We start from the raw sequence: 13,691 nt of genomic DNA, 5'->3' as shown, positions 1-13,691 counted from the left end.
CCGTCTTTCCAGTCCGTCAGGCCGTCCATCCGACCAACCAACACCGCCTCAGCAGCGCCGGTGAAGGGCGTTCTAAGGATAACTACAAATCACCGCAAGCAGAAAATGACAGGAATAGGAAAAAAATCGCGAAAACAAAAACTATTGTTTATTTTCAATATATTGTTGCCGTCATACCTCCCCAGAACTCAGTTTTCGCCTAGGCCTCGCAGTGAGAAAACACTCACTGTCTGACTTTCCCACATGGTTACCCACAGCCCAGCCCCCGAGTCATGCGGAATCGGCGTGCCGGGACGCCGTATTGAATGCCGGTTTGGGCAGCCGCAGCAGCAACAGGGCAAGAATCACGAACAGGTAGATCAGAGGCACGATCTGAAAGCCCTTCACCAGCATGACGTAATGCAGCCCCGCAAGAATGGCTGCCGGGTAGACCAGCTTGTGCAGGCGCCTCCAAGCTGCCCCCAGCCACCGGACCGAGGCATTGTTCGACGTGATCCCAAGCGGCAGCATCAGAACGAATGCCACCATGCCGACCGTGATGTAGGGTCGCTTTATGATGTCTGCCCAAATTTGACCTGGGTCTTGCACGTCCAGAACCAGCCAAACCAAAAGGTGGCACACCACATAGGACAGGGTCAAAATGCCGATGGCCCGTCTGAACTTCATGAGGTTCAAGCCGGTGAGCCGCCTCAACGGCGTGACCGCCAAACCCAGGATCATCAACTGAAGTGCCAGTTCTCCATATTCATGTTCCAAAGCCTCGATCGGTTCGACCCCAAGGCCACCGGTCATGCCTTGGTAGAACAACCAGGGCACCGGAACCAATCCGGCGATGTAGACCGCCCAGACAGGAACGCGGCGCAGTATTTGGTTCAGCTTGTGCATGGCATCAGTAGTATTCCCTGAGATCCATACCGTCATAAAGCCCTGCGACCTCTTCTTCGTAACCGTTGAACATCAGTGTTGGTTGTCGCTTGGCAAACAACCCGCCGCCGATGCGGCGTTCCGAGGCCTGGGACCACCGCGGATGATCCACGGTCGGGTTCACGTTGCTGTAGAACCCGTATTCACGCGGGTTGGCCATGTTCCAGCTGGTTGGCGGCTCGTCCTCGGTCAGAGTGATGCGTACGATCGATTTGATCGATTTGAAGCCATATTTCCACGGAACCACCAGGCGCAGCGGGGCGCCGTTCTGGTTGGGGATCGGGCGGCCATAGATACCCGTCGCCATGATCGTCAACGGATGCATGGCTTCGTCCAGCCGTAGACCTTCGCGATACGGCCAGTCCAGAACCGGATATGCAACGCCCGGCATCTCGTCGGGGCGCAGCGCGGTTTCGAAGGCCACGTATTTCGCCCCCTCCTGCACACCCGCCATGTTCAGCAGATCGGCCAGCTCGAACCCGTTCCACGGCACGACCATCGACCAGGCCTCGACACAGCGGAACCGGTAGATGCGTTCTTCGATCGTCATTTCGGACATGATGTCCTGGAAATCATACTCTCCCGGGCGGTCAACCAACCCGTCGATCGTGACGCTCCATGGTTCGGTCTTGAGGGTATGGGCGTATTTCGCAGGGTCGTCCTTGCGGGTCCCGAACTCATAGTAGTTGTTGTAGGAGGTGATTTCTTCCCACGTGTTCTGCTCCAGCGCATCTTCCGCATCGGCACGGCCCGCGATCATCGCCAGTCCCGATCCGGCGAGTCCGGCCATGATCTGTCGGCGGTTCAGGAACGCCGCCCGCGGGGTCGTATCGGCATGTGTCAGGGTGTTGATCCAGCGGTGCGCCATTCCGTTCTCCGTTCATCTACAAAAATCAGCCTTGAATTAGCCCCGTTTTAGCACCGGACCAACGCAACTTGCGTCACGATTGAGAGACGGGACTGTAACGAAGCCTGCGTTGCATTCCCGTCGCGCACAGACGAACACCTGTTTGGAACGGCATCAACGGGATGGAAGCTGCACATCCGATAAGGTATCGCCGAAACAACCAGAGACTGTGTGAAGGCCGCCCCGTGTTACTGACCAAAACCATTCCTTTGTCCCTTTCGATCCTGTGGCGCTTTGCGGTGACGTTCCCGATCCTGCTCATCGGCCTTTTTCTGTACGGCGCGTTGGGTGGCGTGATCGGATTCGTCATCGGGTTGATCCTGCCCGGAACACTGTTCATTGCAACCTTCCTGATCAGCGCCTCATCCGGCGTGATCCCGATCATGGTCGGCGCCCGGTTCGGGTTCCAGTCGAAACTGATCCGACCCGGTGTGGGCTATCGCAAGCTGATCGTTCCCGCCATTGCTTATGGCGGGGCGGAGTCACTGGCGATCGCCCTGATTCTTGCGCCAGTGGTCGGGTTGGCCTTTGTTCAGGTCGCGCCGAATCTGGTTGATCTGACCAAGACCCCCGAGACACCGGCCCTGGACTGGCTGACCTCTGCCGGCGCGTCGGTTTCGGTGGCGGGCCTCGTCGTCACGGTTGCGGTATTCACGGTAGCCTCGGCTGCGCGGGCCAGTCTGCTGGTTCCCCTGGCTGCGGCAGCCTTGGGCAGCGACCCTGACGACCGACCCTATACGCCCTTCCGCAATCTGGGTGCCTCCTTTTGGCCGCTGTTTGCTTTGGTGGCCATCAGCTATGTATCAATGATGGTGCTTTACGTCCTCGCCTTTCTGGCCGTGGCATTCCTAGCGGGGCTACCGGCGTTGGCAACGTCCGTCACCGAAATCGAAGGCCTGTTCCGCGGTGGGGCCATCGAAAACCCGATCTGGCCTGCTGCGGCCTTGTTTCTCAGCTTTATCCTGGTCGGGCTTTGGGGGCTGAGCCTGCAATCCGCGGGCGCGGTATTGGCCTATCTGAAACTGCAGGACGGGCGCCCCAGCCGCCATATGGTGGATCCGGCCCAGCGCATGGCTCCGCCGGCACCGCCGCCATCGCCCGAGTCCGGTCCGCGCCTGAGTGCAGACGACTTGCGCGCATTGCGCAAAAGCCGTCAGAACCACGACTGATGGTGCACATGAAAAAGGCCCGCCATCTCTGGCGGGCCTTTCCTGTTGCAGCCAAACCGCAGCTTAGTGGACCACGGCCTCGTCCGGGCGCGGGCGGTCGCTGGTGCCCAACCGGTCGCCGATGATCAGACCATCGGGTCCGGCAGTTACCGGCACGGTGTCGCCATCCCGGATGTCGCCGGCCAGCAGGGCTTCGGCCAGCGGGTTCTGCAGGGCACGCTGGATTACGCGCTTGAGCGGACGCGCCCCGAAGACCGGGTCGTAGCCTTCGTTGGCCAGCCACTCCTTGGCGGCATCGTCCAGCACAAGATCGATCTTGCGCCCGGCAAGCCGCTTCCGCAGGCGGGACAGCTGGATGTCGACGATTGCATCCATGTCCGACCGCTGAAGCCGGTCGAAGATGATGGTCTCATCCAGACGGTTCAGGAACTCGGGCCGGAAATGCGCCCGGACCGCGTCCATCACGTCGCGCTTGGCCTGCGCCGTATCGGCCCCTTCGGGCAACTGGCTGAGCGCCTGCGACCCAAGGTTCGAGGTCAGCACGATCAGCGTCTGCTTGAAGTCGACCGTGCGGCCCTGACCGTCGGTCAGCACACCGTCATCCAACACCTGCAACAGCACGTTGAACACGTCCGGATGCGCCTTCTCGACCTCGTCGAACAGAACCACCTGGTACGGCCGGCGACGGACGGCTTCGGTCAGAACGCCACCTTCCTCATAGCCGACATAGCCCGGCGGGGCACCGATCAGGCGGGCGACGGCGTGTTTCTCCATGAACTCTGACATGTCGATCCGCACCATCGCGTGTTCGTCGTCGAACAGGTATTCGGCGACGGCCTTGGTCAGCTCGGTCTTGCCCACACCGGTCGGGCCGAGAAACAGGAACGAGCCCAACGGGCGGTTCTCGTCGTTCAGACCCGCCCGGGCCCGGCGCACGGCGTTGGCCACGGCGCGCACGGCCTCGTCCTGGCCGACCACGCGGGCATGCAGCGCTTCTTCCATGCGCAGCAGCTTTTCGCGCTCGCCTTCCAGCATCTTCGAGGTCGGGATACCGGTCCAGCGTTCGACCACGGCCGCGATCTGTTCAGGGCGTACCGTCTCCTTGGCCATGACCGCGTTGCTTTCCTGGCTTTCAGCCTCGGCCAGCTTGCGCTCCAGTTCGGGGATCACGCCATAGGACAGCTCACCGGCCTTGGCCAGGTTGCCCTCGCGCTTGGCGATCTCCAGCTCGGCGCGCGCCTTGTCCAGCTGTTCCTTCAGCTCGCGGCCGCTGGCCAGCTTGTCCCGCTCGGCCTGCCACTGGGCGGTCAGCTCGGCGGATTTCTCCTTGAGCTCGGCCAGTTCCTTCTGCAGCGCTTCAAGCCGATCTTTCGAAGCCGCGTCATCTTCAAGCTTCAGCGCCTCTTCCTCGATCTGGAGCTGCAGGATCTGGCGATCCAACTGGTCCAGCTCTTCGGGCTTGCTGTCCACTTCCATGCGCAGACGCGAGGCGGCCTCGTCCACGAGGTCGATCGCCTTGTCGGGCAGGAAGCGGTCGGTGATGTAGCGGTGCGACAGGGTCGCAGCCGACACCAGCGCCGAATCCGAGATGCGCACACCGTGGTGCAGCTCGTATTTCTCCTTGATGCCGCGCAGGATGCTGATCGTGTCCTCGACCGTGGGTTCCTGCACGTAGACGGGCTGGAACCGGCGGGCAAGGGCCGCGTCCTTCTCGACGTATTTGCGGTACTCGTCCAGCGTGGTGGCACCGATGCAGTGCAGCTCGCCCCGCGCCAGCGCGGGCTTGATCAGGTTGGCCGCATCCATCGCACCGTCGGACTTGCCGGCACCCACCAGCGTGTGCATCTCGTCGATGAACAGGATGATCTCGCCAGCGGCGGCGGTGACCTCGTTCAGAACGGCTTTCAGGCGTTCCTCGAACTCGCCACGGTATTTTGCACCGGCGATCAGGGCACCCATATCCAGCGCCAGCAGCTTTTTGTCCTTCAGCGATTCCGGAACGTCGCCGTTCACGATGCGCAAAGCCAGACCTTCGGCGATGGCGGTCTTACCCACACCAGGCTCACCGATCAGAACCGGGTTGTTCTTGGTCCGACGCGACAGAACCTGCATGGCGCGGCGGATTTCCTCGTCGCGGCCGATGATCGGGTCGATCTTGCCTTCGCGGGCGGCCTCGGTCAGGTCGCGGGCATATTTCTTCAGCGCGTCATAGCCTTCTTCGGCATTGGCGCTGTCGGCCGTGCGGCCCTTGCGGATGTCGTTGATCGCCTCGTTCAGCTTCTGGGCGGACACGGCACCGGCTTCCAGGGCCTCTTTGGCTTTGGATTTGACGATGCACAGCGCCATCAGCACGCGCTCGACCGGAACGAAGCTGTCGCCGGCTTTCTTGGCGATCTTCTCGGCCTCGTCCAGAACCTTGGCGGTCTGACCGTCCAGATAGACTTGGCCCGCGTCGCCGCTGACCTTCGGGGTCTTGGCCAGGGCAACATCCAGCGCCTCGACCACGCGCTCGGGCGCGCCGCCCGCACGTTTGATCAGGTTGCTGGCCAGCCCCTGGTCATCATCCATCAGTGCTTTCAGAATATGCTCGGGAGCCAGTCTCTGGTGTCCCTCGCGCAGCGCAATGGTTTGCGCCGCCTGCACGAAACCTCGTGCACGCTCGGTGAACTTGTTCAAGTCCATGGCATTCTCCTTTTCCAAGCGCCCGTTAAATTTGCGCCTGCTTGGCAGCACGCAGTGATCCGGGCCTCATGGATCAATTTGGGAAATGTCCCCGCTGCTTCAAGAGGGTAGCGGGTGAAAAAACGCTCAGCCGCGGGGAATCGTATAGACGGTATAGCCGCCGGTTTCGGCCACCTGCTGAGCATTCTGCATTTCGACCAGCGACTGCGCGGCGGCGCTGCCGGTGGGGCAAGAGACAAGGTCGGCAGTGTGGTCCAGGAAATTGACGGTAAAGGCGGTTTCGCCGGTCAACTGGCACCAGTCATCTTCGGACCGATAGCCGCCGACCAGATACAAATCGTCGTTGGTGGGCGGCGGGGCAGCGCCCGTCTCAGGTTGTGGAGGGGCCTCCTCACAAGCGGCGAGCGCGGCCACGGCGGCCAGCGGAAATAGGTGCTTCATGGTCTGTCCCTTTGGTGCAATTTTTGGTCCTGAATGGCGGCACCATAGCACAGTTGGGCCAAAGCGGGGAAACCAGGGCCTCCCCTGCCAGCCGTGGGGGTCAATCGCCCTCGATTTCCCGGATCAGCTTTTTTGCAACGTCGTCGCCCTGCTCGGCCGCAAGACGGTAATATTTCAACGCGCCTTCGATCTCGCCCGCCTCGTGCAGCAAACGGCCAAACTTGCGCTGCGAGGCCATATGGCCAAGCTCGGCCGCCCTGCCCCAGAGCACAAAAGCCGCCTGCGTGTCCTGGGGCACGCCGTCCCGCCCGTGATAGGTCAGCGACCCCAGATTATGCAGCGCCACGACGTCATCCTCTTCGGCGGCCTGGAAATAATACTCCAGCGCCTTTTCGATATCCTTGGGATATCCGTTCTGGCCGGTTTCGTAGATCAAGCCCAGATGCACCGCGGAATCGACGTTTCCGTGATCGGCGGCCCGCTCCAGATAGTCGACCGCGCGGTCCATATCCTGTGTGACATGCGTACCGTCGCGATGGAAAATGCCCAGGCGGACCATAGAAGGATCATACCCAAAGAACGCAGCCCGTTCATAATACTCGAGCGCCTTGTCGATATCGGGCGCGACACCATCGCCGTGTTCATAGCCGTATGCCACGTTGTGCATCCCCATGGACAGGCCGGCATCGGCAGCCGCCATGTACCACCCGAACGCCGTTTCATCGTTTTCGGGAACGATCTCACCCTCGTTATAGAGCGAAGCGAGCGTGTTCATCGCCAGCCCGCTACCTTCCATTGCTGCCAGCTCCGAAAATTCGAGCGCCATTTCCAGCTTGCCGCCTTTCATCAGCGCCCGGCCGAACGCGGCGACGACCTCGGCATCGACATTCTGGTCTTTCAGCAGCAGATCGGCACAGATCGCCATCGCATTCTCGGCGTCCATGTCCGCCCATTCCACCCCGTCGAAATAAGGCGACTGGCCCGGAGCGGCAGCGGCCATCAGGCACTGATATTCTCCATCCGAATAGTCGGGCTCGTATGGCGGATCGTCGGGGTCTGGTTCCGGCCGCGGTCGCAGGTCGGTCACAAGCAGGCGTCGTGTCTCTTCTTTGGGGGTGCTGACCTCCTCCGGTTCAGGTGAGCCTCCATTGAATTCGGCCAGTTGCTCGCGTGCAAGCTGCGAGTAAATCGGGCACTCCGCATAGACCTCGGCAAAGCTTTGGATGGCTGCCGCCGACCCGCTGTCCTTGACGTCCGCCCAGACCAGTCGGGCCTCGCCGCAATCGGTTTCGCCGGCCCAGACAGCGCCCGCCCCGGCCAAAACAGCTGCCGAAGCCATCACACCCAACCGTATCATCCTGTACTTCCCTGCGTCTTTTCTTGTCTGATTGCGCCGCACGCTCTACAGAAGCGCCGATCCCGTCAAGCCTGAAAGGTCGAAACAATGCCCAAAGCCCTGCCCCAAACCGCAGATGACCGCCTGATCGTCGCCCTCGACGTACCCAACGCACTGGAAGGGCTGAAAATGGCCGCGACGCTGGGCGACGCGGTATCGTTCTACAAGATCGGTCTGGGCATGCTGACCGGTGGCGGGTTGGCCTTGGCAAACGAGCTGAAGCAGGAGCACGGCAAGCGCATCTTTCTGGACATGAAGCTGTTCGACATCGGCAACACGGTCGAGAATGCCGTGCGGGGGCTGGCGCAGTTCGATCTGGATTTCCTCACCGTGCATGGCGACCCCCACGTGGTGCGTGCCGCCAAGGAAGGCGCGGCAGGCAAGGATCTGAAGATCCTGGCGGTGACCATCCTGACCTCGCTGAACCGTGACGATCTGGATGCAGGTTTGATGAAGTCCGGCGACATGCAGGACATGGTTCTGGAACGCGCGGCCCGCGCATTCGAGGCCGGCGCCGACGGCGTGATCGCCAGTCCGCAAGAGGCGGCCCTGATCCGCGCCCTGCCCCAGGCCGAAGGCCGACTGATCGTCACCCCTGGCGTGCGGCCGTCCGGATCGGACCTTGGCGATCAGAAACGCGTCGCGACACCCGCCGCCGCAATCAATGAAGGGGCCGATCACATCGTGGTCGGGCGGCCGATTTATCAGGCCGCCGACCCCAAAGCTGCAGCCGACGCCGTACTGGCCGAGTTGCGTTCGGTGTAACCTTTCGAGGGCAAGTCGCGTCAAATCACCATTCCAGAAGCACGATTTGGCCCGCAAGCGGTTGACCTTGCGTCACTTTTGGCCGCGGCCGCGCCAAATTGCCTCTGTGCCCCAAAACACACATGAAAAACACGAGTTTTGGGACCTGCTTCGTAGGCCTATCGAAATCGACATTTTTGGGCGATTCTGATCAAGAGACACTCCCCAACGGGCCGCGTCTTCCTGAGGCCCGTTACCTCCCCCCGCGAAACTGCGGGGGGTCTTCTTGTCGGCCCCACCTTTTCGTTCAATCGCTTTGCGCTGCAGCGTGCGGTGTTGTACTTTTGGCACCTCGGCCAGACCGCTCATTCACGGTGCCCGTGGAAAGGAAATGATGCCCGCTCTCTGTCGCGATTGCCTTGCCAGTCTTCACGACGAACGGCGCTGCCCCTCCTGCGGCAGCCCGCGGGTGTTGCGGCATCCAGAGCTGTTCGATCTGACCATCGCCCATATGGATTGCGACGCGTTCTATGCCTCGGTCGAAAAGCGCGACAACCCCGAACTGGCGGACAAGCCGGTGATCATCGGCGGGGGACGGCGTGGCGTGGTGTCAACGGCCTGCTATGTGGCGCGTATTCGCGGCGTGCGCTCGGCCATGCCAATGTTTCAAGCACTGAAACTATGCCCCGATGCAGTGGTGATCAAACCGCGCATGTCCGTCTACGTCGAGGTCTCACGGCAGATCCGCGCGATGATGGACGAACTGACACCGGATATCGAACCCCTGTCACTGGACGAGGCGTTCATGGACCTGTCAGGCACCCAGCGACTGCATGGCGCGCCGCCCGCGGTGATGCTGGCACGGCTGGTCATACGCATGAAAGACGAACTGGGCCTGACCGGCTCGATCGGGCTTTCGCACAACAAGTTTCTGGCCAAGGTGGCGTCCGACCTGGACAAACCGCGCGGGTTTTCCGTGATCGGCATGGCGGAAACCGCCGAGTTTTTGAACGACAAGCCGGTGCGGTTGATCTGGGGCATCGGACCGGCTGCGCAGGAGTCACTGGAACGGGCCGGCATTCGCACATTCTCGGACTTGCTGCGATGGGATCAAGAGGCCCTCACGGCGCGCTTCGGCTCGATGGGCTATCGGCTGTGGCACCTGTCCAGAGGGCAGGACAAGCGGCGCGTTTCGGCCCACGAGCCGATGAAGTCGATCAGCAATGAAACAACGTTTTTTGAAGACACCGCCAACCCCGACATTCTGGACGGTCACCTTTGGCGCATGGCGGAAAAGGTGGCCGACCGAGCGAAGGCCAAGGGGCTGGCCGGGCGGGTCGTGACGCTGAAGCTCAAGAAGGCCAACCACAAACTGCTGACCCGCCGAGTCTCGTTGCGGGATGCGACACAGATGGCCGACCGCATCTATCGCACCGCCCGCGGGCTGTTCGATCAGGTCGGCGATCAGGGCCCCTATCGTCTGCTGGGCTGCGGATTGTCAGACCTGTGCGCCGAAGATCAGGCCGACATTTCCGGCGACCTGCTGGACCCCGGGGCCACGCAACGCTCGAAAGCGGAACGTGCGACCGACGAGATCCGCCGAAAATATGGAACTGATGCAATCGTGAAGGGCCGAGCGCTGCGGTGACTCTTCCTATTCGGCGGCCAACCGTGCCGGCTGAGATCCAATTCGGGCGATATCCGCGATGACTTCTTCCAGAATATCCCTGAACGCCAAGAAATTGGCGTTGGGCTCGATCGTGTTCTCATTCATGTAGAGCGCCCGGTCGATCTCGATCTGAATCGCATGCTGATGGCGGGCAGGACGCCCGTAGGTCTGGGTCACGTACGCCCCTGCAAAGGGTGTGTTGCGGGCCACGGTCAGACCTGCGGACGAAAAGGCTGCTTCGATCTGATCAACAATGACGCCCGATGCCGAGGCACCAAACCGATCCCCCAGTACGATCTCGGGACGGCGCCCCTTGGGGTTCCCGGCCATGGCAACGGCCTCGTGTGGCATCGAGTGGCAGTCGATCAAGATGGCCTGTCCGAACATGTCGATCGATTCGGCCAAAAGAGACTTCAGGCGGGCGTGATAGGGGCGCCAATAGGTGTCGATGCGCAGGCGCGCTTCGTCCATCGTAAGCTTGCCGCTGTAGATTGCGCGACCGTTGGATACGACACGGGGGATCACGCCCAACCCCGATACCACGCGCGGGTTGTGTCCCTGGCGGCGCGCGCCCAGAATCAACGCAGGATCCAGTTCCTCGGCGCTGCGGTTGAGGTCAAGGAACGCGCGCGGCATCTGCGCTGCAATCAACGGTGCGCCCTGGATCGAGGCGGAAGCGAACAGTTGATCGACAAAGGCATCTTCGGAAGAGCGAATCACATTGCGGTTCAGAACCGAACGATCCAGAAAGCCCGGCAAATAGTTCCGACCGCTATGTGGCGAAGAAAAAACAACGCACGACGTGCGTTCTGCGGGCATTTCCAAAGCGTATGCGGCGCTGTGCATGGCCTCTCCTTCTTTGCCGATAACATAGACCGGAAAATTGTTGGACCAAACCCCTTGAACCCTTTCGCGACTCCTTTTATAGACCCCTCCACCGGCGCGGAGATCCGCGCCCCGTTTCGTTATGGGGCAGGATACGCAAAGGGAAAGTGGGCGGTTAGCTCAGCGGTAGAGCACTTCGTTGACATCGAAGGGGTCACAAGTTCGATCCTTGTACCGCCCACCATCGTTTCACTGTTTCGGGTCTGACCCGGGGCACCCGCTAACCCAGGCGCTGGCCACGTCCTTGATGAAGGCGCCGCAGAATTGGAGAGAGACCATGAAGGTCAAGAACTCGCTCCGCTCGCTCAAGAACCGGCACCGCGACTGCCGGGTTGTGCGTCGCAAAGGCCGCGTCTATGTGATCAACAAGACGCAGCGCAAGTTCAAAGCTCGTCAGGGCTGAGAACGGCAAATCGCTGTTTCAAAGAACCGCGCCTCCGGGCGCGGTTTTTTTGTGCCGCGCGCCGAGACTGACCGTTCGTGTTAGGCTGTTGAAAACAGCCGGGAGCGCGAAACGGATGAAACACTCTTGCATCGACATACTGGTGGGCACCACCAAGGGTGCCTTCGTGATCATCGGAGACCCGGATCGCGCATCTTGGCGCGTTACGGGTCCGCATTGCGGCGGCTGGCCCATCAACCACGTCGTCGGAGATGACGAAACCGGGACACTCTGGGCCGGCGGCGGCGGCGACTGGCACGGAGCCGGCATCTGGCGCTCCGAGGACGGGGGCCAGAGCTGGGAGGTCACCAAACTCACCCAAGGGCAGCAGGACGAGTGGGCCGCGAACGATCCCGACTTTGCCGAGTTGATCGGGTGGACCGGAGAAGCAGCACCGTTCGGCGACGAGTTCTCGCAGATCTGGTCGCTGCATCATACGGGCGGGGCATTGTACGCGGGAACAAAACCGGCGCGGTTGTTGGTCAGTTCGGATGCTGGGCAGACCTGGGAAACGGTCAATGGCCTGACCGATCACCCCTCAGCCGAAGACTGGTCACCGGGGGCCGCAGGCTTGGTGCTGCACACGATCGTTTCCGATCCAGACGATGCGCAAAAGCTGTGGGTGGGCATATCGGCGGCCGGAGTATTCGCCTCGGAAGACGGCGGCACTACGTGGGAGCGGCGCAACCGGCTGTCGAACGCCGAAAGTTGCGGCCATCACGACCATCCGGCCGCGCCGCGGGACGGTCAAATCGGTCATTGCTTACACAACATGGTCCGGGCGCCCGGCACCAAAGGGCTGCTGTATCAACAGAACCATCATGGTGTCTGGCGTTCGTCCGATGACGGGCGCAGCTGGGACGATATCTCGGGCGGGTTGCCGTCGACCTTTGGATTCCCAATCCACGTCCATCCCCACGATCCCAATACGATCTGGACCATTCCCCTGAATGGAGACAGCATCGGACGGTATCCGCCGGATGCGGCAGCGGCGGTCTGGAAATCGACCGATGGTGGCCAAAGCTGGACCGCTTGTCGCGAAGGGCTGCCGCAGACCAGCTGCTTTTTCACGGTTCTGCGCCAGGCGATGGCAGGAGATTGTTGCGACCCTGCGGGTGTCTATTTCGGAACCAACAGCGGCTCGGTGTTTGCAAGCACCGACGAAGGCGAAACCTGGACCGAGATCGCCAGGCATCTGCCGACCATTTTGTCGGTCGAGACAATTCAACGCCCGCGCTAGCCATGCCTGTCCGGCGCACTTAAACACGCTGCGGCAAATTAGACCAAGTAATTTTGTCGGATTTTCTTGCATCCCACCCGAAATCGTTTAATTGAGCAAATCAGTCGGGAAATACCCCGCTCATGAGATTCGACAACCGGGACATCCACAGATGAAAACCACGAGCTTTATCGCCGCCGCACTGTCGGCCCTGATCGCCGGATCGGCCGCCGCTGAAGGCGAGCTGAACCTGTACTCCTCGCGCCATTACGACACCGACGAGCGTCTCTACACCGATTTCGAAGAAGCCACTGGCATCAAGATCAACCGCATCGAAGGCAAGGCCGACGAGCTGATCGCGCGGATGGAAGCCGAAGGCGCGAACTCGCCCGCCGACATCCTGCTGACCGTGGACACCTCGCGCCTGGCGCGGGCCAAGAACGCCGGCCTGCTGCAGGCGGTCGACAGCGACGTTCTGGAAGAGCGCATCCCCGCCAACCTGCAGGACGAAGACAACCAGTGGTTCGGCTTCTCGCAGCGCGCGCGCATCATCTTCTACGACAAGAATGACGTGACCAACCCGCCGGCCACCTACCTGGATCTGGCCGACCCTGAATACAAAGGGCTGGTTTGCATCCGGTCGTCCAGCAACACCTACAACCAGACCCTGCTGGCCTCGATCATCACCCATCATGGTGCCGAAAAGGCCAAAGAATGGGCCGAGGGCGTCGTGGCCAACATGGCGCGTGAACCTCAGGGCGGCGACACCGATCAGCTGCGTGGAATCGTGTCCGGTGAATGCGAAATCGCCGTGTCGAACTCGTACTACTTTGCACGTGCCCTGCGCAAAGACGTCAAGGGCCTGTCGGACAGCGTCGACATGATCGGAATTCAATTCCCCGCGCAGGATGCCGAAGGCGCACACATGAACCTGTCGGGTGCGGGCGTCGCGGCCCATGCCCCGAACAAGGAGAATGCGGTCAAGTTTCTGGAATACCTCGCCAGCGATCAGGCACAGGTCTACTTCTCGAACGGCAACGATGAATTCCCGGCCGTCCACGGTGTCGATCTGGCCGAGAACGTGGCCGCTCTGGGTGAATTCAAGGCCGATGAAGTGAACCTGTCTGAAGTCGCCAAGAACATCCCCGAGGCCCAGAAGATCTTCAACGAGGTTGGCTGGAAGTAAGCCGCCATCATATCGAGCAGTTGAAGG

At 61.3% G+C, this 13,691-nt stretch carries 13 protein-coding genes and 1 tRNA gene; 8 read left to right on the top strand and 6 right to left on the bottom strand.

Going from position 1 to position 13,691, the window contains the following annotated elements:
• Positions 1 to 203, top strand: a 203-nt coding sequence (locus tag AC2FML_RS18380) for a hypothetical protein (RefSeq protein WP_496784029.1), incomplete at its 5' end; no start/stop codon positions are given.
• A 67-nt stretch (positions 204 to 270) separates the two neighbouring features.
• On the opposite strand, the gene msrQ is transcribed toward AC2FML_RS18380, so the two are convergent.
• Both msrQ and msrP read right to left on the bottom strand, forming a co-directional pair.
• Positions 271 to 885 (bottom strand): protein-methionine-sulfoxide reductase heme-binding subunit MsrQ, encoded by a 615-nt coding sequence (gene msrQ, locus AC2FML_RS18375; protein ID WP_170361578.1) that lies wholly within the window; start codon positions 883 to 885, stop codon positions 271 to 273.
• A 4-nt stretch (positions 886 to 889) separates the two neighbouring features.
• Positions 890 to 1,792, bottom strand: a complete 903-nt coding sequence (gene msrP, locus AC2FML_RS18370; protein WP_170361580.1) for a protein-methionine-sulfoxide reductase catalytic subunit MsrP — start codon at positions 1,790 to 1,792, stop codon at positions 890 to 892.
• Positions 1,793 to 2,016: 224 nt separating this feature from the next.
• Here msrP and AC2FML_RS18365 point away from each other — a divergent pair, with 224 nt between their 5' ends.
• The gene (locus AC2FML_RS18365) at positions 2,017 to 3,000 is read left to right on the top strand and encodes a hypothetical protein (protein WP_496784028.1); all 984 of its coding nucleotides are present in this window, start codon (positions 2,017 to 2,019) and stop codon (positions 2,998 to 3,000) included.
• A 63-nt stretch (positions 3,001 to 3,063) separates the two neighbouring features.
• Here AC2FML_RS18365 and clpB read toward each other — a convergent pair whose 3' ends face one another.
• The 3 genes from clpB to AC2FML_RS18350 all read right to left on the bottom strand — a co-directional run bounded on the left by clpB (position 3,064) and on the right by AC2FML_RS18350 (position 7,480).
• Positions 3,064 to 5,682, bottom strand: coding sequence for an ATP-dependent chaperone ClpB (gene clpB, locus AC2FML_RS18360; protein ID WP_496784027.1), 2,619 nt, complete (start codon positions 5,680 to 5,682; stop codon positions 3,064 to 3,066).
• A 126-nt stretch (positions 5,683 to 5,808) separates the two neighbouring features.
• A complete protein-coding gene (locus AC2FML_RS18355) occupies positions 5,809 to 6,123 on the bottom strand; it encodes a hypothetical protein (protein ID WP_170342868.1) in 315 nt (104 codons plus the stop codon).
• A 100-nt stretch (positions 6,124 to 6,223) separates the two neighbouring features.
• Positions 6,224 to 7,480, bottom strand: a complete 1,257-nt coding sequence (locus tag AC2FML_RS18350; protein ID WP_496784026.1) for a tetratricopeptide repeat protein — start codon at positions 7,478 to 7,480, stop codon at positions 6,224 to 6,226.
• A gap of 87 nt (positions 7,481 to 7,567) precedes the next feature.
• Between AC2FML_RS18350 and pyrF the strand changes: the two genes are divergently transcribed.
• Together pyrF and AC2FML_RS18340 are read left to right on the top strand one after the other, a co-directional pair.
• A complete protein-coding gene (gene pyrF, locus AC2FML_RS18345) occupies positions 7,568 to 8,284 on the top strand; it encodes an orotidine-5'-phosphate decarboxylase (RefSeq protein WP_480633549.1) in 717 nt (238 codons plus the stop codon).
• 373 nt (positions 8,285 to 8,657) lie between these two features.
• Positions 8,658 to 9,911 (top strand): DNA polymerase IV, encoded by a 1,254-nt coding sequence (locus tag AC2FML_RS18340; RefSeq protein WP_496737336.1) that lies wholly within the window; start codon positions 8,658 to 8,660, stop codon positions 9,909 to 9,911.
• 6 nt (positions 9,912 to 9,917) lie between these two features.
• Here the strand turns inward: AC2FML_RS18340 and AC2FML_RS18335 are convergent, their stop codons facing one another.
• Positions 9,918 to 10,778 carry an N-formylglutamate amidohydrolase gene (locus AC2FML_RS18335; protein WP_170373397.1) on the bottom strand — a complete coding sequence of 287 codons (861 nt, stop codon included), beginning with the start codon at positions 10,776 to 10,778 and terminating at the stop codon, positions 9,918 to 9,920.
• A gap of 148 nt (positions 10,779 to 10,926) precedes the next feature.
• On the opposite strand from AC2FML_RS18335, the gene AC2FML_RS18330 reads away from it, so the two are divergent.
• From AC2FML_RS18330 to AC2FML_RS18315, 4 genes are all read left to right on the top strand, one after another.
• Positions 10,927 to 11,001, top strand: a tRNA-Val gene (locus tag AC2FML_RS18330).
• Positions 11,002 to 11,094: 93 nt separating this feature from the next.
• Positions 11,095 to 11,220, top strand: a complete 126-nt coding sequence (ykgO, locus tag AC2FML_RS18325) for a type B 50S ribosomal protein L36 (RefSeq protein WP_005648635.1) — start codon at positions 11,095 to 11,097, stop codon at positions 11,218 to 11,220.
• Between the two features lie 115 nt (positions 11,221 to 11,335).
• The gene (locus AC2FML_RS18320; protein ID WP_496784025.1) at positions 11,336 to 12,499 is read left to right on the top strand and encodes a WD40/YVTN/BNR-like repeat-containing protein; all 1,164 of its coding nucleotides are present in this window, start codon (positions 11,336 to 11,338) and stop codon (positions 12,497 to 12,499) included.
• Positions 12,500 to 12,650: 151 nt separating this feature from the next.
• Positions 12,651 to 13,664, top strand: coding sequence for a Fe(3+) ABC transporter substrate-binding protein (locus AC2FML_RS18315; protein ID WP_496784024.1), 1,014 nt, complete (start codon positions 12,651 to 12,653; stop codon positions 13,662 to 13,664).
• The last annotated feature ends 27 nt before the right edge of the window (positions 13,665 to 13,691 follow it).

Source organism: Ruegeria sp. BHSC029 (assembly GCF_059613085.1).
This window is presented reverse-complemented; position numbering and strand designations above follow the sequence as displayed.